20 protein-coding genes are annotated in these 25,833 nt (G+C 56.2%); 8 read left to right on the top strand and 12 right to left on the bottom strand.

Features of this window, described 5'->3' with window-relative positions:
• Positions 1 to 2,124 (bottom strand): TonB-dependent receptor, encoded by a 2,124-nt coding sequence (locus tag M2406_RS15555; protein ID WP_012005418.1) that lies wholly within the window; start codon positions 2,122 to 2,124, stop codon positions 1 to 3.
• Between the two features lie 504 nt (positions 2,125 to 2,628).
• Here M2406_RS15555 and M2406_RS15550 point away from each other — a divergent pair.
• The gene (locus M2406_RS15550) at positions 2,629 to 4,230 is read left to right on the top strand and encodes a condensation domain-containing protein (protein WP_259190563.1); all 1,602 of its coding nucleotides are present in this window, start codon (positions 2,629 to 2,631) and stop codon (positions 4,228 to 4,230) included.
• A 71-nt stretch (positions 4,231 to 4,301) separates the two neighbouring features.
• Positions 4,302 to 7,397, top strand: coding sequence for an amino acid adenylation domain-containing protein (locus M2406_RS15545; protein WP_259190562.1), 3,096 nt, complete (start codon positions 4,302 to 4,304; stop codon positions 7,395 to 7,397).
• 94 nt (positions 7,398 to 7,491) lie between these two features.
• Here the strand turns inward: M2406_RS15545 and M2406_RS15540 are convergent, their stop codons facing one another.
• Positions 7,492 to 8,838 carry a condensation domain-containing protein gene (locus tag M2406_RS15540; protein WP_259190561.1) on the bottom strand — a complete coding sequence of 449 codons (1,347 nt, stop codon included), beginning with the start codon at positions 8,836 to 8,838 and terminating at the stop codon, positions 7,492 to 7,494.
• 485 nt (positions 8,839 to 9,323) lie between these two features.
• On the opposite strand from M2406_RS15540, the gene M2406_RS15535 reads away from it, so the two are divergent.
• The 4 genes from M2406_RS15535 (at position 9,324) to M2406_RS15520 (ending at position 12,941) form a co-directional block, all read left to right on the top strand.
• Positions 9,324 to 10,922: an ABC transporter substrate-binding protein gene (locus tag M2406_RS15535; protein WP_259190560.1), complete on the top strand. Its 1,599-nt coding sequence runs from the start codon at positions 9,324 to 9,326 to the stop codon at positions 10,920 to 10,922.
• A 117-nt stretch (positions 10,923 to 11,039) separates the two neighbouring features.
• A complete protein-coding gene (cybB, locus tag M2406_RS15530) occupies positions 11,040 to 11,564 on the top strand; it encodes a cytochrome b561 (RefSeq protein ID WP_259190767.1) in 525 nt (174 codons plus the stop codon).
• 384 nt (positions 11,565 to 11,948) lie between these two features.
• The gene (locus M2406_RS15525) at positions 11,949 to 12,488 is read left to right on the top strand and encodes a hypothetical protein (RefSeq protein ID WP_115183198.1); all 540 of its coding nucleotides are present in this window, start codon (positions 11,949 to 11,951) and stop codon (positions 12,486 to 12,488) included.
• Positions 12,489 to 12,692: 204 nt separating this feature from the next.
• Positions 12,693 to 12,941, top strand: a complete 249-nt coding sequence (locus M2406_RS15520) for a helix-turn-helix domain-containing protein (RefSeq protein ID WP_259190559.1) — start codon at positions 12,693 to 12,695, stop codon at positions 12,939 to 12,941.
• Positions 12,942 to 13,392: 451 nt separating this feature from the next.
• Here M2406_RS15520 and M2406_RS15515 read toward each other — a convergent pair whose 3' ends face one another.
• From M2406_RS15515 to gpt, 6 genes are all read right to left on the bottom strand, one after another.
• A complete protein-coding gene (locus M2406_RS15515; protein WP_259190558.1) occupies positions 13,393 to 14,148 on the bottom strand; it encodes a DUF4145 domain-containing protein in 756 nt (251 codons plus the stop codon).
• A 331-nt stretch (positions 14,149 to 14,479) separates the two neighbouring features.
• Positions 14,480 to 15,733 (bottom strand): glutamate-5-semialdehyde dehydrogenase, encoded by a 1,254-nt coding sequence (proA, locus tag M2406_RS15510; RefSeq protein ID WP_259190557.1) that lies wholly within the window; start codon positions 15,731 to 15,733, stop codon positions 14,480 to 14,482.
• A gap of 9 nt (positions 15,734 to 15,742) precedes the next feature.
• The gene (proB, locus tag M2406_RS15505) at positions 15,743 to 16,846 is read right to left on the bottom strand and encodes a glutamate 5-kinase (RefSeq protein ID WP_012005410.1); all 1,104 of its coding nucleotides are present in this window, start codon (positions 16,844 to 16,846) and stop codon (positions 15,743 to 15,745) included.
• A 115-nt stretch (positions 16,847 to 16,961) separates the two neighbouring features.
• Entirely contained in the window at positions 16,962 to 17,363 is a 402-nt protein-coding gene (gene crl / locus M2406_RS15500; RefSeq protein WP_012005409.1) for a sigma factor-binding protein Crl, read from the bottom strand.
• Between the two features lie 59 nt (positions 17,364 to 17,422).
• Complete coding sequence (gene frsA / locus M2406_RS15495) at positions 17,423 to 18,670, bottom strand: esterase FrsA (protein ID WP_012005408.1); 1,248 nt, start codon at positions 18,668 to 18,670, stop codon at positions 17,423 to 17,425.
• A 177-nt stretch (positions 18,671 to 18,847) separates the two neighbouring features.
• Positions 18,848 to 19,306, bottom strand: a complete 459-nt coding sequence (gene gpt, locus M2406_RS15490) for a xanthine phosphoribosyltransferase (RefSeq protein ID WP_012005407.1) — start codon at positions 19,304 to 19,306, stop codon at positions 18,848 to 18,850.
• 324 nt (positions 19,307 to 19,630) lie between these two features.
• On the opposite strand from gpt, the gene pepD reads away from it, so the two are divergent.
• Complete coding sequence (pepD, locus tag M2406_RS15485; protein ID WP_012005406.1) at positions 19,631 to 21,091, top strand: beta-Ala-His dipeptidase; 1,461 nt, start codon at positions 19,631 to 19,633, stop codon at positions 21,089 to 21,091.
• A 55-nt stretch (positions 21,092 to 21,146) separates the two neighbouring features.
• On the opposite strand, the gene dinB is transcribed toward pepD, so the two are convergent.
• Complete coding sequence (gene dinB / locus M2406_RS15480; protein WP_259190555.1) at positions 21,147 to 22,208, bottom strand: DNA polymerase IV; 1,062 nt, start codon at positions 22,206 to 22,208, stop codon at positions 21,147 to 21,149.
• 197 nt (positions 22,209 to 22,405) lie between these two features.
• On the opposite strand from dinB, the gene M2406_RS15475 reads away from it, so the two are divergent.
• The gene (locus M2406_RS15475) at positions 22,406 to 23,290 is read left to right on the top strand and encodes a glycerophosphodiester phosphodiesterase family protein (RefSeq protein ID WP_112363327.1); all 885 of its coding nucleotides are present in this window, start codon (positions 22,406 to 22,408) and stop codon (positions 23,288 to 23,290) included.
• A gap of 47 nt (positions 23,291 to 23,337) precedes the next feature.
• Here the strand turns inward: M2406_RS15475 and nqrM are convergent, their stop codons facing one another.
• The 3 genes from nqrM to nqrF are packed head-to-tail and all read right to left on the bottom strand — an operon-like array spanning position 23,338 to position 25,828.
• Positions 23,338 to 23,565: a (Na+)-NQR maturation NqrM gene (gene nqrM, locus M2406_RS15470; RefSeq protein WP_012005403.1), complete on the bottom strand. Its 228-nt coding sequence runs from the start codon at positions 23,563 to 23,565 to the stop codon at positions 23,338 to 23,340.
• A gap of 7 nt (positions 23,566 to 23,572) precedes the next feature.
• Positions 23,573 to 24,604, bottom strand: coding sequence for an FAD:protein FMN transferase (locus M2406_RS15465; RefSeq protein WP_259190554.1), 1,032 nt, complete (start codon positions 24,602 to 24,604; stop codon positions 23,573 to 23,575).
• A complete protein-coding gene (gene nqrF, locus M2406_RS15460; protein ID WP_012005401.1) occupies positions 24,605 to 25,828 on the bottom strand; it encodes an NADH:ubiquinone reductase (Na(+)-transporting) subunit F in 1,224 nt (407 codons plus the stop codon).
• Between the last annotated feature and the right edge of the window lie 5 nt (positions 25,829 to 25,833).

Below are 25,833 nucleotides of genomic sequence, written 5' to 3'. Positions count from 1 at the left end.
TCAGAATGTCAGTTCAAGTGCCGCGCCAATCATGCGCGGGCGCTGCTGAGTCGCCGTGTACACGTCGTTGCCGCTGACCATCACGCGACGCTCCGAGTCAAACAGGTTCTGTGCATACAGGGTGGCGCGCCCATAGGCGAAGGTGTACGCCAGTTGGGTATTCGCCGACCAGTAAGAACCGATGCGCCCGCGTGAGTCGTTGTCGTACTGCGAGTAGTAGGAGTCCGAGAACGCCACGTTGCCGCTCAGTTCCAACCCGGCCATCAGTTGGTACTTGGCGCCCATGTTGGCGGTATAAGCCGGCGCACGCGCCAGTTCGTGCCCATCGACGCCGCTGCCCGAGAACTTCTTGATTTTGGTCTTCAGCAGGCCAACGTTAGTGAACAGCTCGAAGTCCCAGCGCGGCTGCCAGGTCGCCCCCATCTCCGCACCGTAGGTTTCCACCTTGTCGGCATTGCGGATCACCGATGAGTTTGGCCCCAGGGAGTACGGCAACTGCATGTCTTTGTAGTCGTTGTAGAAAATATTGCTGGTCAGAATGACGTTGGCGTCTTTCAGGTGGTGACGAGTGTAGAGCTCATAGTTCCAGACATACTCGGAACCGTAGGTGTAGTTGACCACCGGCGTGCCGATAGTGATGCCCGCGCCACCGGCGTTATAACCCCGCGCCACCTTGGCGCCGTAGGTCTGGGTATCCGTCGGTTTCCAGGCCAGATCCAGCTTCGGCAGGAACACGTCGTAGGTTTCGTCGAAGTCGATACGTACGGCCTTGCTGCCACCGGTACGCTGACGGTGCTCTCGCTCCAGGCGGCTGGCGGCGGTAAGGTCCACCTGTGGCGTGATGGCATAGGTCAGTTCGGCAAACACCGAATTAGTGTCGGTTTTATCCTTGAAGGTGGAACCACCGAAAATATTAACGAACTCATCCTGCTTGGCGTGGAAGTAACGCAACCCCGCCAGCCCGTGCAGGCGGCTGCCTGGCCCGCCAAAGCGCGCCACCGGCTCCACATGCACCTCTTTGCCGCCGATATCGGCGTACGGCAAGGCATAAGCGGTAGGACGGTTGATATTGAAGTCGGTGTAGATCACCCGGTTTTCCAGCGTCAGGCTGTCGGATTGCTCCCAGGCCAGATCCCAGACGCCGCTGTTGGTGTTGCTTTTAAATACCGCACGGCGCGGATCGTGACGCAGGCTGGTCGGGTGAACCAACGGGTTGAGGCTCTCGTTTTGCGGTGAGGTGCTGCCAAAATGGTTAAAGGTCAGCTTGGTGGTCAACTCGCGCATGCCTGCCGGGTTGAACAACAGTTTGGCACGGGCGGTAGTGGCTTCAACCTCGCGCGGATCGCCCACCGGTTCATAGGCGGGCAGGTCGACGTCACTACGGCGGCGCTGACGATCGACGCTGACGCGGAACGCCAGTTGGTCTTCCACCAGCGGGCCGGAGACCATGGCGGACAGTTGTGAAGAATGCTGGTTTCCCGCGCCCCCCTTGAAGGCGCTTTCCCAGTCAAAGGTCGGATCCTTACTGGCCATCACGATGGCGCCGGCAATGGCGTTGCGCCCCTGAATATAGCTCTGCGGCCCGAGGAAGACTTCTACGCGATCCAGATCCCACAGCGACTGCGGGCCGTAGGCCTGCTCGTTATAGGTTAATGAACGCCCATCCAATGACAGATTGAGACGTGGGCGGGTGCCGCTGAGGAAGGCATTGGCACCGGTATTCGGGCCGGAGCCATCGATACCGCGCACGGTCGGAAGGTCGTTACCGATGCCCACATCCATGACGTTGGCAGTCATCCTCAGTAAATCAGGGACCTGCAACGCATTGGGCATAGAGGCAATGCGTTCGCTGTCGAACACTTGCACGCTGGAGCCGGTATCAAAAATGCTGCGTTTGATTTTTTCGCCGGTGACCAGCAGGCTCTCGGAGTCCTGCCAGTTGTCGTTACGTTTGCTGTCTGCGGTTTCCTGAACCTTCTCGTCCACGGCGGCGGCGTTAACGCTGCCGACAGACAGAGAGCAAAGACCCAGAAAGAGTGAGGAAAATGCCCCGATGACCTGTAAGCCTGCTTTTTCCTTGTTTCCTACGATTTTATGCCTTTGAGCCGCTGAATGCTTGCTCATAGATGTATTCTCCTTTCATCCCAGATGCACAAAAATTTAATTGTTTTCACATAGGTAACGACGCTGCTTTTCACACTGACAATGGCATTGCGGCCTTCCTGACCTTGCTGTTGCATATCCTTGCCGCAGACAAACGCCCCACCCCCGATACGCAGCGGGTAGAGGCTGATTTTTGTCTGGAAACGTAAAGAATTGTTAATAATGATAATATTTTACATATTTTAATGCAAATCATTATCACTTGAGTGAATGAATGCCAGGAAAAACAATCAGAAAGGAGATCGGTAAAGCAAAAGAATCACATCACTAAAAAATCAATAATTTCATTTAAAATGAATATAAAACATAACCATATCAGAGTTAATAATTTATCCCCCTGAGTACCGCCCAGCATTAACCACATTATTCCTCTGCGTTATCATAATAAATATTAATAGTAATAATTTTCATTCCCATTAACATTGCAATATATTCTTACAGTCTCTAAATCTTGATGGAAACCCGATGAAAGCCTTGACCACGATGCAGGCCGCCTACTGGGTGGGCCGGCAATCCGCAGCACCACTGGGGGGCGTCAGTGCCCACCTGTATGCGGAATTTAACTGCTGCGACCTGGATGTCGAACGACTGAGACAGGCCGTTGCCCTTCTTTACCTGCATCACCCCATGTTACGCCTGCAGGTCACCGCCGATGGCCAACAAACTATCGCCCCCTGCGGCCCGCAACATGGCCTGCATCTGGACGATTTTAGCCACGCGGACACTGCCGATGTTACCCACAGGCTTGCCGAAAAACGGCTGGCGAAAAGCAGCCAAATGCTGCCGCTGGAACAGGGTATCCCCTGTGATATCAGCCTCAGTCTGCTGCCGGGTGGCCACAGCAGGTTGCATGTCGATTTGGATATGATTGCCGGTGATGCCATGAGCTTTCGCGTGCTGATGGAGGATTTGGCGCGTTTTTATCATCAATGCCCGGTGGCACCGAGCGACAATGGCTTTGCCTACTTTGACTATCTGGAGCGGCAGCAAGCTAACACCGAGCTTCAGGCACACCGCACCCGCACGCAGGCCTGGTGGCGTGAGCGGCTAGCCCAGTTGCCGCCCGCACCGCACCTGCTGCGTACCCCGGATCGCTGCCGTAGCGATCGGCTGGCGCTGCAACTGAGCGCCACAGAAACCAAAGCCCTGGAGCACGTCGCCAAAGCGCACCGCATCACGCTTTCATCATTGTTTTTAGCGCTGTTCGCCGTCACCGTCGGCCACGGCTGGAAGCTGTCGCGCTTTCGGCTGAACGTACCGCTGTTCCATCGTGCCGAAGAGAGCGTCGACAACCTGATTGGTGACTTCTCCAATTTGGTGCTGCTCGGCGTGGAGCTGGATCCGGCAGAAAACCTGCCCGCCTTCTGCCGACGCCTGATGTCGCAGTTGGCAGAATTGATCGCCCATGCCGACTATCCGGGCGTCAGCGTGATGCGCGATCTGTCGCGCCTGCAGGGCAGCATGCAGCCCTCGCCGGTGGTATTTACCGCCGGTTTCGGCATTCGCGGCAAAGCGCTGTTCTCAGACAATGTCACCCGCACCTTTGGTCCGCTGGAATGGGTGATTTCCCAGGGACCGCAGGTGGCGCTGGATGCCCAGGTGGCGCACGCCAACGGTGGCATTCTGATCAACTGGGACGTGCGACTGGATGCCTTCCCGGATGGGCTGCTGCCACAGTTGTTTGCCACCTATGGCGCCTTGCTGAAACAGGCCGCCAACCAACCGGGCAGCTTCAATCTGCCGCTGGCGCAGTGGCTGGCAGAGTGTTCCACAGCGGCATTGGCCCGCCAAATGCCGGTGCGCCAATTGCTGCATCGTTTGCTGGCACGCGTGGTGCCGGACGCCAGACTGAGTGATGACGACGACATCAACGCCCTGCCATTGCCGCAGGACGGGCTGCCGGCATTACTGGCGGTGGTTAACAAATATCTGTCGGTGGCGCTGACCCCAGCGGACGTAGCGGCTAATCCATCCCCGGCGGCCCTTGCTGCGCTGATCTGCCGGCAGGCGCCCAACGCCGCCGAGGGGGCGCAAATGCTGCTGAAGGTACTGACACCCAAAGCCTGATATCAGTGACGGGCGCGTAGCCTCACGCGCTCCGCATTCTTTTCGTTGGTTAGCGACAATAGGGAAATACCATGGAGACACCATTAACCACGCTGCAGCAGGCTTATCTGCTCGGCCGCAGCGAACAATGGCCGCTCGGCGGCGTGGCAATGCACGACTTTCGCGAATATCACGGCCTGCGGCTGGATTTGGCACGGCTGGAAACCCGGCTGAGGGAGCTGGTACAACATTACGCGGCGCTTCGCACCTGCATCGATCCCCAGCGCTTTACTCAGCATGTTCGGCCAGAAGCCACGCTGAACCTGGATCGACAGGATCTGCGGGCGCTCGATCATCAGGCTGCACAACAACGTCTGGCCGACCTTCGTGAGCAATATTCGCACCAGCGCCACGATCCCGCGCAGCCGCTGTGGCGTATTGTCGCCATTCAATTGCCAGAGATGCAGGACGTGGCAGGCAACCCTTACGACAGTGTGATTTTCACCAGCTTCGACGCGCTAATTCTCGACGGTCAGGGCATCTCCAGCGTGATCGCCCGGCTGTTTGACGACGCCACGCTGCCGCCCATCGCCCCCACCAGCCCACCGGCCATCGCCACGGCAGAGCAGCGTCAGGCCGACGCCGCCTACTGGCAGGCCAAGCTGCAGGACATTACCACCCCGTCGGCGTTGCCGTGGCGCACTCCGCTGGCCAATATCAAATCTTCGCGTTACCGCCGTGCCAACCTGACCCTGCCGCGCGAGGTACTGAAACAGTTTTCACGCCTGGGGTCCGCCCATGCCCTGCTGCGCAACAGCAGCCTTTCGGCGCTGATCCTCGATACGCTGGCGCAATGGACCACCGACGGCGAGCTTTGCGTTGGGGTGCCGGTGGCATTTCCTGCGGCGGATGGCTCACTCAGTAACGCTTCCACCTTCGTGGCGGTACGTTATACCCGCCTTGGCGGCAGCTTTGTCAGCCGCGCGCAGGCGCTGCAGGACGACGTGCTGGGCGCGCTCGACCACCTGACGTTTTCCGGCGTTGATCTGGCGCGGCAGCTACAAAGCCACAGTCAGGGATCCCCTGCGCTGCCGGTGATCCTCACCAACTGTCTGGGCTGGGAGACACTGCCGGCCCATGCACCGGTGCGTTATTTTGACGGCGTAACCCAGACGCCGCAGGTGGCGATAGATATCCGGCTGACGCAGGATGCCGACAAAAACCTGCTGCTGTGCGTTGACTACGCCGAGCAAGCGCTGGACGGCGAGCAGGTGCAGGCGATGCTGGACGCGCTGCAGCGCCGGGTGATGCTGATGTGCCGGGACGGTGATCTGGAAATTGCCCCGGCGCAATTTATCGATTATCAACATTACCGCCATAACCACGACGAGGCGGCATTCAGTGCCTCCCCTTATCTTGCTCAGTTGGCGGAACGACTGTTTAACGATCCGCAGCCACGACCGGCGCTGATCTGCGATCAACAAACCCTGACTTACCCGCAACTAGGCGAGCAGGTCGCCGCGGTAATGGCCAACCTGCAACAGCGTGGTCTGGGGCCTGGCAGCGTATTGGCGCTGTATCTGGCGCGTAGCCCGGAGCATGTCACTATCTCGCTGGCCTGTGCGCTGTTGGGGATTATCTGGGTGCCGATCGACATTAACTCGCCGCCGGAACGCACCGCTTATTTGCTGACCAACTGTCGGCCGGATCTGGTGGTACAGCGTGGTGAACTGGAAACACCGAACGGGGTAACACCGGCAGAGCTGCTCGCCCCGTCAGCAAGCCACGCAGCATTGCCGGACCGCCAGACGCTGACCGAGCGCAGCGCCAGCAGCGAGGCCAGTTATTACCTGTATACCTCCGGTACCACCGGCAAGCCGAAGTGCGTGGTGCTCAACAACCGCGCCACCGCTAACGTTATCGGCCAGACCCTGCAACGCTGGGCGGTCACCGCCGATGACGTGATGATCTCGGTCACGCCACCGCACCATGATATGTCGATGTTTGATCTGTTCGGCTCGCTCAGCGCCGGTGCGACCCTGGTGTTACCGGCACCGCATCAGGAAAAAGACGCCATCAGCTGGAACCAACTGGTGGAGCGCTATCGCGTCAGCCTGTGGTGTTCGGTACCGGCCATTTTGGAGATGCTGCTGACCTGTAAAACCGACGACAGCCTGCGTTCGCTGCGGCTGGTGGCTCAGGGCGGCGACTACATCAAACCGGCCACGGTGCAGCAATTGCGTGGCCTGCGCCCGGATATCAGCCTGTTCTCGCTCGGCGGGCCAACCGAAACCACCATCTGGAGCATCTGGCACCCGATAGCACCGCAGGACACCGGAACCGTGCCCTATGGCCAGCCACTGCCGGCCAACCAGTATTTTATTTGCCATGACGACGGCAGCCACTGCCCGGCCGGTGTGGTCGGCCGCATCCACACTGCCGGGGTGAATCTGGCATTGGGGTATCTGGAAGACGGTGATTTAAAACAGCATGATTTCGTCACGCTGGAGGGGCCAGACGGCCAACCGCTGCGCGCCTTCCGCACTGGCGACCAGGGTTACTACCGTGCCGATGGCAATATCCTGTTCGCCAGCCGGGTGAACGGCTACGTGAAAATCCGTGGCGTGCGCGTCTCGCTGCCGGAGATTGAAGACGTCTTGCGTGGACACGAGGCGATCCTCGACATCGTGGTGGTGGATTACCCCGGCGGAGATAACGGCGAAGCCACGCTCGGGGCGATGTACCTCACTCACGACGGCGAATCGCTGTCGCTGGCGGCGATCCGCGCGTTCTCAACCGGTTACCTGCCCTGCACTCATATCCCGACGCGCTTTATCCACGCCGAAGCGCTGCCGCTTTCGGGCAATGGCAAGACAGACCGCCACCGCATCCGCGCCGCCTTCAGCGCCGAACGGGCGGCACCGGGGTTAAACGCCTGCGCCGCACCGTTGCCAGGCGCAGCACCGGCCAATAGCGGCAAGATTTTAGCTATCTATTTGCAGACCATCGGCGCAACGCCGCGCCCGGAATGGGGAGATGAAACCGCCTTTATCAGCATGGGGCTGAAACTGCCGCACATTCGGCAGGTGGCCGCACAGCTCAACGACGCCTTCGGCACCCGTCTGCCACCCACGCTGCTGATCCCCTGCAAAAATGCCCGGGAGGTCGCAGCGCTACTGGCGCGTTAACACTGTTTAAACGTAGGGGCGCTGCATGCTGCGCCCTCTCACATCACCCAAGGGTAAATCGGGTCGAACGTGTTCGACCCCTACCTGCTCGGCATCAGGCGGGCACCGCCACCAGTTCACCGACCGCCGTCTCCAACGCCTCTTCCTGCAACGCACGCAGTAAAAACTCCTGCAGGGCATTGCCGTAGTCGGCAACCCCAGCCGTGGGGAACTGCTGCACGTAAATATCAATATCCAGATACAGATCGCCGGCATCGGTGCGGCCACGGAAGGTCAGGTTAGCGCCGTCGCCAGATCCGCCGGCCAGTACCCGACGCGTGCTGGTGCAACCGCTGAAACCGGCCGGATCAAACGGCTGAACGTTGATAAACGGAGAGATAAACAAACGCGAAGCCGGCGTCACGCCGCGATCGGCAGCAATCTGCCGCAAGCGATAACCGGCGTGACTGCGCAGCTCGCGCAGCCTCTGCGCCATGTCTGACAGAAAACACCCCAGCGTCTCCTCCCCGCGCAGTGATACCAACAACGGCAGCGTATTGACCGCCAGCGCCGGAGTATTGGTCGCCTGGCTGCTGCGGCGGTTCATCACCGGCATCCATAGGGTGCGCGTATCGCCTTTATCATGCGGCAACGGCGGTAAAGTAAAGAACAACCAGGCGGCGGACAGTGCCAGCAGCAGATCGGGCCAGCCAATGCCGCTGCGCTCCGATAGCCAACGCAACCGCAGCGAAATCTCTTCCGGCAGAGCCGTGCTGGTGCTCAGGCATTTCACGCCGTACTCCCGGCCGCCTTTGCGCACCGTCGGCAAGGTCTGCGACGGCGGCAGATAGTTCTGCCAAAAAAGCCGATCCTTTGAGCAACGTTCAGAAGCGGCATAGGCCAGTTCATGATGCTGGAAAGCGCTGAAGCTGCCCAGAGCCTGCCCCACTGCGCCGTTGCCAAGGAAATGCGCGTATAGCGTGGCGCAGCGGTGTTCGACCAACGCCATACCGAAGCCATCGATCACAATATGATGGGTCCGCAGATACCAGAGGTAGCGCGACGGCTCCAGTTTGATCAACCATACGGCCGCCACCGGTTCGCTGCGTAAATCTATTGGCCGTTCGACATCCGCCTGCATCAGCCGCATCGCCGCCTGATAAGGATCGGCCTGCGCCTGCAGATCAATTTGCTGCAAGGCCGGCACCGATTGAGGGTCGTAACGCTGCAGCGGCGGGCTATCGCCAGTAGCGGCGCTAAACCGCAAGGCAAACGCCTGCGTTTCCGCCATGGTGAGCGTGATTGCCCGAGCCAGCGCCAGCTCATCCACCGCGCCACGGAGTTCGCTGACGTGGGCGACGGTGGAAAAGGGCTGCCTGGGGTGCAAGGTAAATTCGTCCCAGAAGTCTAACTGCGCCGGTGTCAGCGGCAGCCATTCAGTAGCTAAAACAGTTCCCGACATGTTACCTACCTTTGAAAAGCCATAAACAAATGTTGAAACAACACAAGCCAAAACCCCGCCGCCGCAAATTACGTTTGATAGCGGCCAAAGCGGGATGAATGCTGGGCACGGCTGGGCGACCCGTTGGCAGACTGCCCGGCGTGTTCCTGCTTATTGTGGTTGGCGTGCCTGACCTCCCTGGTTCAGGTAAAAACGAGACGGCGTGGGCCACTAAAAAAACGGCCACAGCGCACTGAAGATGTTTCGATTCAGTTACAAATGAAAATGATAATAACACTTATTATCATTTTCATGAATATAGAACAACCTGTTCATACCGCAAACTTGCCTGACCAACCGGCGCATGACGAAGCAACAGATCGGGAGAGAACTCTCATCCCCCAGTTCCCATATCTGCTATCAATCACTTATATTTAATTTGAGGGCTGCCTGAATGCCAATGCGGCGGCAGTGTCCTCAATTAACCTGAGGGAGCCATCCATTTTATGCGTTTAAAACCAAGCACTATGGGTCTGTTATTAGCGGGAACCGGCCTGTTGACGGCGGGCCATGCCCTGGCCGCCAGCGATACCCTGGTCTACTGCACCGTGGCCTCGCCGGAGTCTTTCAACCCGCAGCTATCGAGCTCCGGAACCACCTTTATCGCCACCTCGCAGGTGTTGTACAACCGCCTGCTGACGCTGCGTGAAAGCGATAAAACCCCCGCTCCCTCACTGGCGACCGAGTGGACCATCAGTCCGGACGGCAAGACCTACACCTTTACGCTGCGCAAGGGCGTGAAATTCAACAGCAACAAGTTCTTCACCCCAACGCGTGACTTCAACGCCGAGGACGTGGTGTTCACCGTGATGCGCCAAAAAGATGCCAATAATCCGTATCACAAGGTGTCCGGCGGCAACTACGAGTACTTTACCGACACCGGGCTGGACAAACTGATCACCAAAGTGGAGGCGGTGGATAACGACCACGTGCGCTTTACGCTGAGCCAGCCTAACGCCGCCTTCCTGGCGGACTGGACCATGGACTTCGCTTCGATCCTTTCCGCTGAATATGCCGATGCCATGCTGAAAAAAGGCACGCCGGAGAACGTCGATAACTGGCCGATCGGTACCGGTCCGTTCGCGCTGCAACAGTACAAACAGGATTCACTGATCCGCTACATCGCCAACCCGCATTACTGGCAGGGCGAAGTGGCCAGCAAGCACCTGATCTTCTCCATCACGCCAAACCCGGAAACCCGGCTGGCGAAGCTGAAAACCAACGAGTGCCAGATTATCCCTGCCCCGCTGGCAGAACAGTTTGACGCCATCAAGAACGACAAAAACCTGCAGCTTCACAGTATCGACGGCCTGAACGTCGGCTATCTGGCATTCAATACCCAGAAGAAACCGTTTGATAACGTGCTGGTGCGCCAAGCGCTGAGCTACGCGGTGGACAAAAAGGCCATCGTTGCGGCGGTGTTTAAAGAAAGTGGCAACACGGCCAACTCGATACTGCCGCCGGGCATGCTGGGCTACAACGACAAGCTGCCGGAATACGCTTACAACCCGGACAAAGCGCGTGAACTGCTGAAACAGGCCGGGCTGGAAAAAGGCTTTGAGACCGATATCTGGTCGATGCCGGTAGCCCGCCCTTATAACCCTAACTCACGCCGCATCGCCCAGATGATCCAAAACGACTGGGCAAAAGTGGGCGTGAAGGCCAAAATCGTCACCTGGGAATGGGGCCAGTACCTGGCCGGGCTGCGCAAAGGGGAACAGCAGAGCGCGTTGTACGGCTGGATGTCGGATAACGGCGACCCGGACAACTTCGCCACGCTGCTCAACTGCGCCGGCGTGCAGACCGGTGCCAATGCGGCCCGCTGGTGCGACAGCAGCTATGACAAGCTGATCCAGCAGGCAATTTCGGTCAGCGCCCCGGCCGAACGCGCCAAGCTTTACCAGCAGGCGCAGGTGATTTTTGCCAAACAGCTCCCACTGCTGCCATTGGCTAACGGCAAAGTGTTCTACGCCACCCGCAGCAACGTCAGCGGCTATGTGGTTGACGTTAACGGCAGTGACTTCGCCAAAGCCAAGGCTAACTGAGTCACAACACGCGCCGGATGATTTTCACATCCGGCGCTTTCCTCCTCTGTAACATTTGGTTACTCTCATCAGCACTGTGATTTAACATTCAAAGGCAACCCGGTGCAGAACTCTTATATGCCGATGCAGATCCGTCTGCACTGGCTGGTGGCGATCCTGTTGATCATCACTTGCACGACGATTGAGCTAAGAGGATTTACCATACCGGGCACCCCGTTATGGTACGTGTTGGTGGTGACCCACTTCAGCTGTGGGGTGACGGTCTTTGTATTGATGATCGCCCGTCTATTCCTGCGCTGGCGCCACACCAGCCCTGCCATCAACCCGAAACCGGCTAAATGGCAAACCGGCGCGGCGCATCTGGTGCACAGCCTGATTTATCTGTTGCTGCTGACGCTGCCAGTGTTGGGGGTTTATTCCCGCTATCTGGGCGGTAAAGAGTGGTTTCTGTTTGGCCTGCCGATGCCCTTTGCCGAGGTCGCCGATCGGCCGCAGGCGCGGATGATTATCGGCTGGCACAAGACGCTGGCGGCCTTAGGTTATTGGCTGATTGGGCTGCATGCCGCCGCCGCGCTGTTCCATCACTATATCGTTAAGGACAACGCGCTGGTGCGCATGCTTCCGTGGCTGAAAAAGCCTTAGCTATAGGTGACAATACCAACAGCGTAATAATAAGCATGTATATATAAGCCAATAGATATAATCCATTGGCTTATTATTTTTATAGATTATGACTATTAAAAATAAATTTATATCCGGCGATTTGTATCTATTCCAGTTATTGACTAAGGTTATTCATACAAATCATAAGCCCATGGGCTGACGAAGATCCGTAACCAATCTTATTAACCACTGATTATATTCATCTTAAAAAACGCCAGTTATTTTTCGGGAGAGCGGTGTCATGCCCTGTGGCAACACAAGGCGACGCAGAGCACCCTATGATTTCATTAATTAAATTCCATCGGCTACACACACGGGAAAGTTAATATTACTTTTCCAAACATAAAAGTCAGGAGCAAAGTAATGAAAATAATAACTGGCGTTATTTTACCTACGGTTGCCGCCATCGCGATGGCCGGCATGGCGCACGCAGCAGACAGCAAACAACCGGTGACCGGCAAAGAGACGGTTACCCTGGAACACGTGCATGCCGTGCAGGAGAATGGCAGCCCCGCGCCACAACACGACGCGGCCTGTATGAAGGAGCTTTCTATGCCGACGTCCAAGTATGTCGGGATGAAAGTCACCAGCGAATACACCGTTAACCCCAGCTCGATGATGATGTCCGCGAAATCTATGCTGCCCTCCCCGATGGCCACGCAACCGCTGGAGTTGACGGTTGATTTATCCCCACTCGGTCTTGAAGGGGTTTATGCCTTTGGTGCCTTCAAACCCAATGTTCTGCCGCAGGACTATGTTTATTTCACCATCGGCAAGGATTTTAAAAACCCCGTTAGTACCTTTATGATTATTAATAAAGGGAAGGAATACAATTGCGTTATTTCCAGCTCAAACAAGGCGATGAGTAAAGAGGAACGTAAACACCTTATGGTTAAGAAATAATTTAGAATATGTATTAAATAATAATGGGGGTTGCGGATAGCATTCACTACCGCGGCCCCTTACTTAATAAGACGATAACGTCCGCCAGGTACCAGCCGCGTTTATCCATAATGATTAATCATCCTTGTTAACTTATTGCTCAACAATCCCTTTTTGGGATAATGGCAGATATTCGATTTTAGGATATCACTCGCGGAAAACGCCATGACTTCAGTTTATTCAACCGAGTATCAATTAGTTATAAGAATACTTCGGGATGCTCGCATAGAAAAAGGCATCACTCAGGCCAAACTGGCCGAAGCACTGGGTCGCCCGCAGTCGTTTATCGCCAAGGTTGAGAACGGCGAGCGCAAGCTGGATGTGGTGGAGTTTGCTTTGATCGCCCGGTTGCTTGGGGTTGATGCCGGGGCTGTGCTGGGAATGATTGGTGGGCGGGTTGCGGTATTGTGTTAGCTAGGGACTGAACCTTTGGCCTTCAGATTATGAATGCAGATATAGAGCCAATATCAATGCATATCAAGTCACCACGGGTAAATTAGGCACTTCCTAGCCATTGGTGGCTGACTCCGCACCGGTAGACGAACCTGCCCTATAGTTGGGCTGAAACTCCCGTAGAGGACTTCGGCGGCTATGAGCGAACAGCGGAAGTTCGCAACTCCATGACTAACATTGCTGTGTGTTAAGCAAGGGGAACAGGTCAAAGTTCTTGATGATGCCAGATTAATCTCAACCCACCTGGTTCTTCAAAAGTATTACCAGATGCGGCTAATACATGTCGCTATTTAAGGTAGCCACGAGCATCTGAGACTGGCCGAGAAGGATCCACCATCACTCACAACTTTCAACCATTTACACCCTCCATCTGCTGATTTGGTGATATGGTTTAATTTTATTTAATCGATTTCTATTTTGGAGCATACGCGTAATTAATACGTGCAATATTATCTTTTACATCAGGACTCTCAGAGAATAAAAACTCAATCAAATCCCCAATAATTACGCAAGCATCATCAATAGCCGACCTTGTAACCTTCGAGCCCCCGTGGCTACCGTGATTTCCCAACCACTTTAGAGCCATGAACGCCTCATTTTTTGGCTCCAACATGGCTGAATAGCCACTAATTCGCTGATGTGTAGTTAGCCGAATTTTTTGACCTTTTTTATTGAGTTCTGCCTTCTCTCTCGGTACCCCAATGCTATCGAGCATCATCTCCAGGACAGTTCTCATGATATTTACCGCTGATGCAGAGTGAGCAGGAATGAGCGCAGAAATTTCAGCCAACATATCAAAAATTTCTGCAGGGCATTTCTCTGGTGGCAGGAATAGCGGGAGAGGAGGATAAAAATTCATTGGACGGTAACCTGATTGATACCAACGTTCCGTCATTTCATCATTGAATTCCTCTAAAGAAATGACTTGTCCAGATAGCGCCACATGTTCTCGGCATGCTTGGCGGCTACAGCGCAGCAGGCAACTAAAAACGCCTTTAGCCATTTCTTCATCAAACCAAAATTCGTCTCGGCAAGTAGCGGTATCGCTGGTCTCAGCTGTTTTAAAACTATCAGGTACGATCTCCAATGTCTCGTTAAGACAGGTAGGGCATCGCCAACTTGGTAAGTCATTTCTTCGGAACGTGGCATATAGTAATTTTGGTTGCATCTTCATTCTCTTGTTGGGCGTCATCCTAACTATATCTTCTCAATCATTAGTGTTTCAACTTTCCAAGTAGAAACAGAATTTGTTACTTTTACTGAAAATAGCTTATCAATTTAGTACCAATGTATCAGATCATTCATTGAGTGGTGTCAAGAGGATATGATCTGCTCTCCAGTGATTATTACATCTTGTCGATAGCAACATCCGCTTCTGGCACAAAGCCGACGGTCAGATAAGCTTCCGCTTAGGCCAGCAACGCTAAGACTCCCCAAATGTAAAAAGGGCACAGTCCAATGAACTGCGCCCCTGCATTTTTTAAGCCCCGAACTAAAACTTAGCTACGAACCAAATCATCACCGTAACCGATCCACTTGTAGGTGGTGAGTGCATCCAGGCCCATTGGGCCGCGGGCATGCAGTTTCTGGGTGCTGACGGCCACTTCTGCGCCAAGGCCGAACTGGCCGCCGTCGGTGAAGCGGGTGCTGGCGTTGACGTACACCGCGCTTGAATCCACCGCACGCACAAAGTGCTCGGCGCTGCTCAGTGAACGGGTGAGGATCGCGTCGGAATGGCTGGTGCCGTGGGTGCGAATATGGTCGATGGCCTGATCGATGTCATCCACCAGCGCCACGTTCAAGTCCAACGACAGCCATTCGTCGTCGTAATCTTCCGCCGCGACCGCCACCACCGTTGCCGGGCCGTCTTGCAACAGCGGCATGGCGTTCTCCGCCGCGTGCAAGGTGACGCCGACCACCGCCATTTTGCTGCTCAAGGCAGGCAGAAACTCTGCAGCGATATTGCGGTTCACCAGCAGCGTCTCCAGCGAGTTACAGGCGCTTGGTCGTTGAATTTTGGCGTTCTCGATCACCGTCAGTGCTTTGTCGAAATCAACGCTGTCATCAACATAAGTGTGGCAAACGCCGATACCGCCGGTGATCACCGGGATGGTCGACTGTTCGCGGCACAGCTTATGCAGGCCGGCGCCGCCGCGTGGGATCAGCATGTCGACGTAGCGATCCAGGCGCAGCAATTCATTCACCAGTGCGCGATCCGGGCTTTCAATCGCCTGTACCGCTGCAGCCGGCAGGCCGCACTGTTCCAGCGCCTGCTGGATCACCTTCACCGTCGCCTGGTTGGTACGGTGGGTTTCTTTACCGCCGCGCAGGATCACCGCGTTGCCGGTTTTCAGGCACAGGCTGGCGACGTCGATGGTGACGTTCGGCCGCGCCTCATAAATCACGCCAATCACCCCGAGCGGTACCCGGCGACGTTCCAGTTTCAGCCCGCTGTCCAGCAGGCTGCCGTCCAATACGTGGCCGACCGGGTCGTTCAGGCGGCATACCTGACGCACGTCGTTGGCGATCGCCGCCAGACGTGCCGGGGTCAGTAACAGGCGATCGAGCAGCGCTTCGCTCATTCCGCTGGCGCGTGCCTGCTCCATGTCCTGTTCGTTAGCCTGTAAAATCACTTCGCTTTCGGCTTCCAGTTTGTCGGCAATCACCGACAGCACCTGGTTTTTCTTCGCCGTACTCAGCACCGCCAGTTGCCAGGAGGCCTGCTTGGCGGCCTTCCCCATCTGCTCGAGCATGCTCACTCCTTAGCTGACAATCATATCGTCGCGGTGAACTGCCACCGGGCCGTATTCATAACCGAGAATTTCGCTGATTTCCTGCGAGTGGTGACCGGCAATCATGCGCATCGCGTCGCTGTTATAACGGCTGACGCCGTGCGCCAGATCGCGCCCCGTCAGGTTGCGGATGCGGATCACTTCACCACGGGAGAAATCGCCTTTCACCTCGCGGATGCCCTTCGGCAGCAGTGAGCTGCCACGCGCCATAATGGCGTCGACCGCACCGTCGTCGACGGTGATCTCACCGGCCGGTGGTGCGCCGAAGATCCAGCGTTTGCGGTTTTCCAGCGGGGTTTCCAGCGCGTGGAAACGGGTGCCCACCGGTTTGCCTTCAATCACGTCGGCCACCACGCCCGGCTTGCTGCCGGCGGCGATGATTACGTCGATACCGGCGCGGCAGGCCACGTCGGCGGCTTGCAGCTTGGTGCCCATACCGCCGGTGCCCAGGCCAGAAACGCTGTCGCCGGCGATGGCGCGCAGTGCGTCGTCGATGCCGTGCACTTCACGGATCAGCTCTGCCTGCGGGTTGTTGCGTGGGTCGGCGGTGTACAGCCCCTGCTGATCGGTCAGCAACAACAGTTTGTCGGCCCCGGCCAGGATTGCCGCCAATGCCGACAGGTTGTCGTTGTCGCCGACCTTGATTTCTGCGGTCGCTACCGCGTCGTTCTCATTGATTACCGGCACGATACGGTTGTCCAGCAACGCCGTCATGGTGTCACGCGCATTGAGGAAGCGTTCGCGGTCTTCCAGATCGGCACGCGTCAGCAACATCTGCCCGACGTGGATACCGTAAATGGAGAACAGCTGCTCCCACAGTTGGATCAACCGGCTCTGCCCGACCGCCGCCAGCAACTGCTTGGAGGCGATGGTGGCGGGGAGTTCGGGGTAACCCAAATGTTCGCGCCCGGCGGCAATCGCGCCGGAGGTGACGATAACGATGCGGTGACCCGCTGCATGCTGTTGTGCGCACTGGCGAACCAGTTCGACAATATGGGCACGGTTAAGACGCAGCGATCCGCCGGTCAACACGCTGGTGCCCAATTTCACAACCAGTGTCTGGCTGCCGTTCATAGTGTTTCTGCCGTGTAAGATGAGAAGAATAATACTAGGGACTTTGTAACAGGAGAGACGCGTTATGCCAACAGGCACAACGCGAAATCAGCAGAATACTTGCGGTCAAACGGGGTCAGGCGGAAAGTTTAATCAGTTTTTCTTTGAAATCAGCGGCGGGTTCAAGCGTCAGCTCCATGGTGGCCAGCAGTTCGCCCAGGCGACGATGGAAATCACGCAGGGTGGTTTCCAGCTTGGTTTTGACTTCAGTATCCTTAATCTTTTCCGGCGTCCACTGCCCTTTCTTATCAAACAGGCCAAACTGATACGAATAGGTAAAACGCGTATCTTCAGCATGCAGTTCGATCCACCAACCCCAAAACTCTCGCAGCTCTGGAGCAGGCTTAACATTGACGCAGACGGCTAAACAATCAAAGAAAAAACGGTCGTTCTCACATTGCCCTTCACGCAGATACGGCCCCAAGCTGGCGAAACGTTTCATTAGTCGGCTTTTAGGGTGACCACTCGGTAACGTCATTCTTAAGCTCCTCAATGTAGACCATTCTTTTTAACAAACTGTTAAAATTTAGCAACTAATTAACGCATTTTATCTTTCATCCAATGGGACATTTGCAGCAGCGCCTTGTGGAAACTGCTGTATACCGGCTTGCGCGGTATGGCGATCAGTTTGCCGTCCATCGAGGACGAAACGATCAGCTGCGACTCTTCTTTCGGGCTGAGCGGATCCTGCTCCCAGTAGCCGGCCAGCATCGGCGTCGGGCAACGGCGGCCCAACAGCCCCTGGGTTTTCAGCGAATAGCTGTTCAATTCGACCTTCAGCACATGATCCGAAGCGTTGGCCATGCCCATCCGGCTGGCCAGCACGTCCATATACATGTCCGGCACGTGCTTCTGGGTGCTGCTGTCGCACAGCAGGCGATGCACCACCGGCCCCAGGCAGGCCACGCCACGCAACCGCTGTGGCTCCAGATAGGCCAGACGCACCGCCACATTGGCGCCAAAGCGGAAACCAAACGCGGTGACGCGCTGATGGTCAATCCAGGGCACCGTGGTTAACTGGGTCAGCACCTGCTGATGCAGGAAGCTGGAATCTTGCGTCAGTTTCCACTTGTAAGAAGAACCGATGGAAGGCATATCAATGGTCAGCATGGCGATGCCATGCGGTGCCAGATAATCGCGGAACAGGCGGTGATAGTCGGTCTGCAGGGTATCCAGGCTGCCGCACATCAGCACCGTCGGGAACGGCGCTTCGCCCTTCTCCGGCAAATGCAGGAAGCCGGTGATGCTGCTGCCACCTTCAATGCGAAACTCCAGCTCTTTCAACTGGTACGGCAGTAACAGCGCGGCCTCTTCGTAAGCCCGGTTGGACAACGCCTCCGCCTGCTCGGCCAACTCGTCACCTTTCAGATGCGGGTAGCCGGCAATGCTGTAAAAGTTGGCGGCGTTGAGCCAATACTGGCCGCCGGTCAGCGGATCCTGCTGTTCCAGCGCTCGCTGCTGCCAAAGCATGCCCTGATGCACCCATTCGTAGATCCAGTTGCCATTACGGTAACCGACCACGGTATCCAGCCATTTGTCGTTGGTGTGTTCCACATCCGCAACGGCAATACGGGCCAGCACTTCGTTGATTTCAATGGGATCGACACCGCGCCAGGCCCACAACAGTGGGTTGAGCATGCGGTACCAATTGCTGACGGTATTGCCCTCCAGCGTGGAATGCAGCTCGGCACTGATTTTACTGCGCGCGCGCAGTACCAGAGTTGAGGTCTCAGGGTGTTTAAATGAGGGTTTGAACAGGATTTCAGAAAGGTTGGCTTGTGCCATGGTAACAACAGCCTCCGTAAATCTGGTAATAGGCCGCAAACAGCCTAATCAACTGGAGGTAGTGTACCTAAGTCTGGCGCGATAAACCCGTCATACTTGAAGCGGATCTGTGGGGCAGAAATCAGAAATGCAAACGCCCGGTGGAACCGGGCGTTTTGGCAAATCGGCGTGGCGAACTTAACGACCGCCGATCGGTGGCACGAAGGTCACCGCCATGTCCCATGGCTGCTCGATCCAGGTATCCTGTGGGATATCAACCACATAATCGTCTACCAGCGGGCGACCTGCCGGCTTGGCGAAGATAGTGACGAAGTGCGCTTTCGGGTACATTTCACGGATCGCTTTCGCGGTGCCGCCGGTATCCACCAGATCGTCGATAACGATAAAGCCTTCACCGTCGCCTTCAGCGCGCTTGAGCACTTTCATTTCACGTTGATTGTCATGGTCATAGCTGGAAATGCAGACGGTATCCACGTGGCGAATACCCAGCTCACGCGCCAGTAAGGCAGCCGGTACCAGCCCGCCGCGGCTTACGGCAATAATGCCCGTCCATTGGTCAGCAGGCAGCAGGCGGTGAGCCAGTTTGCGCGCTTGCATTTGCAGCATGTCCCAGGTAACAACGTATTTTTCGCTCATAGAATGGTGTCCCAGCCAGCAGTGGTGCGGCTTACTCAGTAATCAGGGGAAAAAAGGTTGCGCGAGATTATAAAGACTGGCCGCACCAAATGCCAGTTGTACCTTGGAATTCATAAGTATTTCGCCTGGTGATTGATGCTGAATAAATGAGCAACGACCAACCAAACTAGTGTGATCAAGCGCTTAAACAGCACAATACGGGACGGGCACCGCCCGGAATAAAGTGATATTCTCTGGAGATCGTGCCAAAGCCGCACAGATGCCCCTAACCCTAACCGAGCGGCATTCCCGCACTGCTGAGAATGCTGTTACAGGAGACTTATAGTGTCTGAATTGTCTCAACTTTCGCCACAGCCGCTGTGGGATATTTTTGCCAAAATCTGCTCTATTCCGCATCCTTCTTATCATGAAGAAGCGCTGGCACAGCACATCCTCGAGTGGGCCAAAGAGAAAAACCTGCACGCCGAGCGTGACCATGTAGGCAACATCCTGCTGCGTAAGCCGGCCACCAAAGGCATGGAAAACCGCAAGCCGGTTGCCCTGCAGGCGCACCTGGACATGGTGCCACAGAAAAATAACGACACCGTGCACGACTTCACCAAGGATCCGATTCAGCCGTACATCGACGGTGAGTGGATCAAGGCGCGCGGCACCACGCTGGGTGCCGACAACGGCATCGGCATGGCCTCCGCACTGGCCGTGCTGGCCGACGACAGCGTCGAACACGGCCCGCTGGAAGTGCTGCTGACCATGACCGAAGAAGCCGGTATGGACGGTGCATTTGGCCTGCAGGCTAACTGGCTGCAAGCGGATATCCTGATCAACACCGACTCAGAAGAGGAAGGCGAGATCTACATGGGTTGCGCCGGCGGTATTGATTTCATCACCACCCTGCCACTGCAGCGCGAAGCCGTGCCTGCCGGTTATCAGACCCTGAAGCTGACGATCAAAGGCCTGAAAGGCGGCCACTCTGGCGCGGATATCCACGTCGGGCTGGGCAATGCCAACAAACTGCTGGCACGCTTCCTGTTTGATCATACCGCTGAGCTGAACCTTCGCCTGCTGGATCTGAACGGCGGTACGCTGCGCAATGCTATTCCGCGTGAAGCCTCTGCGGTGGTTGCCGTGCCGGCCGAGAAAGCCGATGCGCTGAAAGCGCTGAGCCAGGCGTTCCTGGCTACCCTGCAAAACGAGCTGGCTGCCAAAGAGAAGAACATTACCGTCTTGCTGGAGCCTGTCACCAGCACCTCGCAGGCGATGACCAGCGATAGCCAACAGCGCTTCGTGGCGCTGCTCAATGGCACGCCAAACGGTGTGATCCGCATGAGCGACGCGGTGAAAGGCGTGGTGGAAACCTCACTGAACGTGGGCGTGGTCACCACCAGCGACAGCGAAGCAGAAATCATCTGCCTGATCCGCTCGTTGATCGACAGCGGTAAAGACTACGTGGTCGGCATGCTGACCGCGCTGGGCCAATTGGCCAACGCCAAAGTGGCACCAAAAGGCGGCTACCCAGGCTGGCAGCCGGACGCAGACTCACCGGTGATGCATCTGGTGCGCGAGATTTATCAGGATCTGTTCAACAAGACGCCGAACATCATGGTGATCCACGCAGGTCTGGAATGCGGTCTGTTCAAAAAACCGTACCCAAACATGGATATGGTGTCGATTGGGCCAACCATCACCGGGCCACACTCGCCGGATGAGCAGGTGCATATCGAAAGCGTGGGCCTGTACTGGAAGTTGCTGACGGCACTGCTGAAGGCTATCCCAGAGCGCGCGTAATATTACAGATGACTTAGTGATTAAACCAAGGGCGCAATACTGCATTGCGCCCTTGTTATTCCCAGGGTAGCAGCAGTTGCCGCTCCAGTTGCGGATCCAGCAGCGTCACATGCAACCCGACCAGTCGCACCCCGCGCCCTTCGCGCCGCTCACGCCATACCTGCCGTGCCACGTTGATTAAATCGTCTTTATTGAGTACCGGCCAAACGTGTTCCTGGGTGGTTTGCTGGAAATCCTGAAACTTCAGTTTTACCCCCTGCCGGGCGATGTGCAGATCCGGTTTCACCTTACGCAACCGCAGTTCCAGCTCGGGATAGAGTTTGTCGACAATCAACGCTTCGCAGTCTTCCCAGTCATGGATGTCCTCCGCCAAGGTTCGCTCCACCCCCACCGATTTACGCAACCGCTCTGGCGAAACCTCACGCAGATCGATCCCCTGACAACGCTCCCACAGCACCCGGCCAAATTTGCCGAAGCGCTTTAACAACGCTGCCAGATCGTACTGCTGTACGTCGGCGCAGGTGATCAGCCCCACTTCTTCCAGCCGTTTGGCGGTTACTTTGCCCACGCCGGGGATTTTACTCAGCGGTAACTGCTGTAAAAAAGCCGGCACCTGCGCCGGGGTGATGACGTATTGTCCGTTCGGCTTATTCAACTCTGAGGCAATTTTGGCGAGGAACTTGATCGGCGCGATACCGGCAGAAGCGGTAAGGTTGAGTTCATCGGAGATAGTCTGGCGGATTTGCTCGGCGATCAACGTCGCCGAGCCGTTGCACTGGCTGCAGTCCGTCACATCCAGATAGGCTTCATCCAGCGACAGCGGTTCAATCAGCGGGGTGTAGCGGGCAAAGATTTCGCGGATATGCTGCGAGGCTTCCTTATACGCCGCCATGCGCCCAGGCAGCAGCTTAAGGTGCGGGCAAAGCTTGAGCGCCATCGCCGTCGACATCGCACTGTGCACACCATAGCGGCGTGCAGGATAGTTGGCGGTGCTGATCACCCCACGCCGGTCGGTACTGCCGCCAATCGCCAACGGAATATCGCGCAGGCTGGGATCGTCGCGCATTTCTACCGCCGCGAAGAAGCAGTCCATATCGACATGAATGATTTTACGCATCGCGCCTCCCAATAGCACTGTATAAGTATACAGGCAACGATGGAAAGCTCAAGCCTCGGCTCTACTCGGAGAAAACAGGCTTTCACCCAATTATCTTCGACTTGTTAAAAAAGCGTAATTTTTCAATAGTACGCTGTGGAAAATTAGTCGCCACAGTTACTGACAACAATAACTCTACGCACAGGATGGTGCCCTACATGAAAACATTATCGGTCTATTTGTTAGCTTCAGCCTTATCCCTGATATCCCTTGCCGCTACCGCCGCTCCCGCCATTATCGCTCACCGTGGTGGTACCGCCGACGCTCCTGAAAATACCCGCGTCGCCATTGAAACCGCACTGAAAAACGGCGCCGACGCCATCTGGATCACCCTGCAGGAATCCAAAGACGGCGTGATCGTGCTTTACCGCCCTTCGGATCTGAAAGCGCTAACCGATCGGCAGGGATTGGTTTCCGCCTTTACCGCTGCGCAACTGGCGAAAGTTGACGCCGGTTGGTCATTTGCCAAAGGTGAAACCCATCCGTTCCGGGGTAAAGGCATTGGCATTCCACGTTTGGATGAGATCCTCAATGCCTTCCCCAAGGTTAACTTCTATCTGGATATCAAATCCCCAGACGCAGACCCGGCCCAGTTCGGCAAAGCCCTGCTGGCAACGCTGGAAAAAACCAACAGCCTGAACCGCACCCGCGTGTACTCCACCGATGCCAAATATCTGCAGGCGCTGCCGCCCACGATCAAACGTTTTGAAACCCGCGATGAAACCCGCGATCTGCTGGCGAATATCAGCCTGTCACATCTGTGTGAGCTGAAGCCAGACCATCAGCAACCGCGCTGGTACGGGCTGGAACTGAAAAGAGAAGTGGAAGTGGTGGAGAAATTTACCCTGGGTGAAGGGCGCTCCAAGGCGTTTCTGACCTGGGATAAAGAATCGATCGACTGCTTCCGTTCGCAAGGCCCGGCGCACATCATTCTGTTCGGCATCAACTCTCCGGCTGAATACCAGCAGGCGCTGGCGCTGGGAGTCGACGGGGTTATGGTTAACTCACCGGCTGAAGCCAGGGACTTTGCCAAGGCCAAATAACCGATTTAAAACGCTGTAAAAAGGGGCGCTGTATGCGCCCCAGTTATTCAGATAATCCGGTGTTTTTCCAACTGTTGCTGGCGCAACGCCTCTTTCTCCAGACGCTTTTTACGCGCATCGCAGGGTTCTGGGCAGTCACAGACTTTATCCATCCCCAACGCCGTAATCCCGCCGCAGCTGCCCTGCAGGCTTTTACGCTTGAACACGTACCCCAACGACATCCCGCCGACAATCAGCAGAAACAACACAAAGCTGGCGACAAATACTGTCAACATAGCGACCTCACAAGCTCTTGTTCAAATAGGGTTTGAACGCCTCGGAGTAGCGCTCTTCAAAACCTTTGGCGGTTTTCACAATCATGAACACCGGGATCCCCATCAGGTTCGCCAACGCCATGCCGCGCTCCGGCCCCAATACGTTCAACCCGGTCGACAAACCATCGGCGGCCATACAGGTCGGGCTCAGCACCGTAACCGACACCAGATGATGATGGATCGGCTTGCCGGTAACCGGATCTATGGTGTGCGAATAACGCACGCCGTCCTGTTCGAAGTAGTTGCGATAATCCCCCGAGGTGGCGATCGACATCTCGCCCGGCTGGATCACCAGTTGCGCCTTCTGCTCCATGCCGGCCGTCGGCCGTTCAATGGCGATACGCCACGGTTTTTTCTCACCGTTGTGGCCGCGAGTACGGACCTCACCGCCAATATCCACCATGTAGTTCTTGACCTGCTGCGATTGCAGATACTGGGCAATTACATCCACCCCGTAGCCCTTGGCGATCGAGGAGAGATCGACATACAGCTCAGGAATGCTCTTTACCAATGCATTGCCCTGCACCGACAGTTTGTCGATACCGGTCCAGGCGCGGCGGCGCTCCAGTTCGGCAGCGCTCGGCACCTTGTCCGGTCGCCCTTCCGGGCCAAAGCCCCACAGATTAACCAGCGGCCCGACGGTCACGTCCAGCGCGCCGTCGGTGACGCGGTTAATGCGCAGCGCTTCCAGCACCACCTCGGTGGTCGCTGCCGATACCGGGAAGGGTTTATCCACTGCGCGGCTGGCGTTGAAGCGGCTCAGTTCAGAGCCCGGCCGGTAGGTGGACATCTGGTCATTCACCAACTCCAGACGCTTGTCGATCTCCGCCTGCATTTTGGTGGCAGACGGCGTGTCGTCCCCGGTAACGTAGCGAACTGAATACGATGTCCCCATGGTTTTGCCATCGAGATTGACCTGCTCCGGTCCGCAGCCGGTCAATAACAGAGTGGCGCTGAGCACCACCGTCGTCATCAACCCCTTCATTGCCCATGCGCGCATTTAGCCACCAAAGTCATCAAGCATGATATTTTCGTCTTCAACGCCCAGGTCTTTCAGCATCTTGATCACCGCAGCGTTCATCATTGGTGGACCGCACATGTAAAACTCACAGTCTTCCGGGGCCGGATGGTTCCGCAGATAGTTCTCCAACAGAACATTATGGATAAAGCCGGTGTAACCCGTCCAGTTATCCTCAGGCTGCGGATCGGAAAGCGCCACATGCCAGGTAAAGTTCTCGTTCTCTGCCTGCAGTTGGTTGAAATCTTCCTCGTAGAACATCTCACGCAGTGAACGCGCACCATACCAGAAGGTGATTTTACGCTTCGACTTCAGGCGATTGAGCTGGTCAAAGATGTGCGAACGCATCGGTGCCATACCGGCACCGCCGCCGATAAAGATCATTTCCGCGTCGGTGTCCTTGGCAAAGAACTCGCCGAACGGCCCGGAAATGGTCACCTTGTCCCCGGCCTTTAACGACCAGATATAAGAGGACATGATGCCCGGTGGCACGTCAGGATCGCGCGGTGGCGGCGTGGCAATACGCACGTTGAGCATAATAATGCCCTTTTCGTCCGGGTAGTTGGCCATAGAGTAGGCACGTACCGTGGTTTCATTCACTACCGAGCGGTAGCGGAACAGGTTGAACTTGTCCCAGTCGCCCCGGTACTCGTCAGGCACGTCAAAATCGGCGTAGCTGATGTCGTGTGCAGGCGCTTCGATCTGGATAAACCCACCGGCGCGGAACGGCACGTCTTCCCCGTCAGGGATTTTCAGTTTCAGCTCTTTGATAAAAGTGGCTTTGTTATCATTGGAGATAACCTCGCACTCCCACTTTTTCACCCCGAAGATCTCTTCCGGCAGCTCGATTTTCAGGTTCTGTTTCACGTTCACCTGACAAGCCAGTCGGCAGCCCTCTTTCGCTTCACGCTTGTTGATGTGCGACAGTTCGGTCGGCAGGATATCGCCGCCGCCCTCTTTGATCACCACCCGGCACTGGCCGCAAGAACCGCCGCCACCACAGGCGGACGAAACGAAGATCCCCTGGCTGGAGAGCATGTTCAGCAGCTTGTCACCCGCCGGAGCGGTAAAGCTCTTGTCGAGATCGCCATTAACTTCTACCGCAATGTCACCGGTGTTCACCAGCCTGGATTTGGCGAACAGGATGAGCAACACCAACACCATAACGATGCCGGTAAACATCGCGACGCCTAAAATAATTTCCATAAATT

Origin of the sequence: Serratia sp. BIGb0163, from assembly GCF_024809935.1 — a bacterium.
Lineage (GTDB): Bacteria > Pseudomonadota > Gammaproteobacteria > Enterobacterales > Enterobacteriaceae > Serratia > Serratia quinivorans.
The sequence above is the reverse complement of the archived record's forward strand: the minus strand, read 5'-3'. Positions and strand labels throughout refer to the sequence as shown.

Bases quoted from the DNA above. Each gene is read 5' to 3' on its own strand.
- M2406_RS15555 (WP_012005418.1), bottom strand. From the start codon at position 2,124: ATGAGCAAGCATTCAGCGGCTCAAAGGCATAAAATCGTAGGAAACAAG.
- M2406_RS15550 (WP_259190563.1), top strand. From the start codon at position 2,629: ATGAAAGCCTTGACCACGATGCAGGCCGCCTACTGGGTGGGCCGGCAA.
- M2406_RS15545 (WP_259190562.1), top strand. From the start codon at position 4,302: ATGGAGACACCATTAACCACGCTGCAGCAGGCTTATCTGCTCGGCCGC.
- M2406_RS15540 (WP_259190561.1), bottom strand. From the start codon at position 8,838: ATGTCGGGAACTGTTTTAGCTACTGAATGGCTGCCGCTGACACCGGCG.
- M2406_RS15535 (WP_259190560.1), top strand. From the start codon at position 9,324: ATGCGTTTAAAACCAAGCACTATGGGTCTGTTATTAGCGGGAACCGGC.
- cybB (WP_259190767.1), top strand. From the start codon at position 11,040: ATGCCGATGCAGATCCGTCTGCACTGGCTGGTGGCGATCCTGTTGATC.
- M2406_RS15525 (WP_115183198.1), top strand. From the start codon at position 11,949: ATGAAAATAATAACTGGCGTTATTTTACCTACGGTTGCCGCCATCGCG.
- M2406_RS15520 (WP_259190559.1), top strand. From the start codon at position 12,693: ATGACTTCAGTTTATTCAACCGAGTATCAATTAGTTATAAGAATACTT.
- M2406_RS15515 (WP_259190558.1), bottom strand. From the start codon at position 14,148: ATGCAACCAAAATTACTATATGCCACGTTCCGAAGAAATGACTTACCA.
- proA (WP_259190557.1), bottom strand. From the start codon at position 15,733: ATGCTCGAGCAGATGGGGAAGGCCGCCAAGCAGGCCTCCTGGCAACTG.
- proB (WP_012005410.1), bottom strand. From the start codon at position 16,846: ATGAACGGCAGCCAGACACTGGTTGTGAAATTGGGCACCAGCGTGTTG.
- crl (WP_012005409.1), bottom strand. From the start codon at position 17,363: ATGACGTTACCGAGTGGTCACCCTAAAAGCCGACTAATGAAACGTTTC.
- frsA (WP_012005408.1), bottom strand. From the start codon at position 18,670: ATGGCACAAGCCAACCTTTCTGAAATCCTGTTCAAACCCTCATTTAAA.
- gpt (WP_012005407.1), bottom strand. From the start codon at position 19,306: ATGAGCGAAAAATACGTTGTTACCTGGGACATGCTGCAAATGCAAGCG.
- dinB (WP_259190555.1), bottom strand. From the start codon at position 22,208: ATGCGTAAAATCATTCATGTCGATATGGACTGCTTCTTCGCGGCGGTA.
- M2406_RS15475 (WP_112363327.1), top strand. From the start codon at position 22,406: ATGAAAACATTATCGGTCTATTTGTTAGCTTCAGCCTTATCCCTGATA.
- nqrM (WP_012005403.1), bottom strand. From the start codon at position 23,565: ATGTTGACAGTATTTGTCGCCAGCTTTGTGTTGTTTCTGCTGATTGTC.
- M2406_RS15465 (WP_259190554.1), bottom strand. From the start codon at position 24,604: ATGCGCGCATGGGCAATGAAGGGGTTGATGACGACGGTGGTGCTCAGC.
- nqrF (WP_012005401.1), bottom strand. From the start codon at position 25,828: ATGGAAATTATTTTAGGCGTCGCGATGTTTACCGGCATCGTTATGGTG.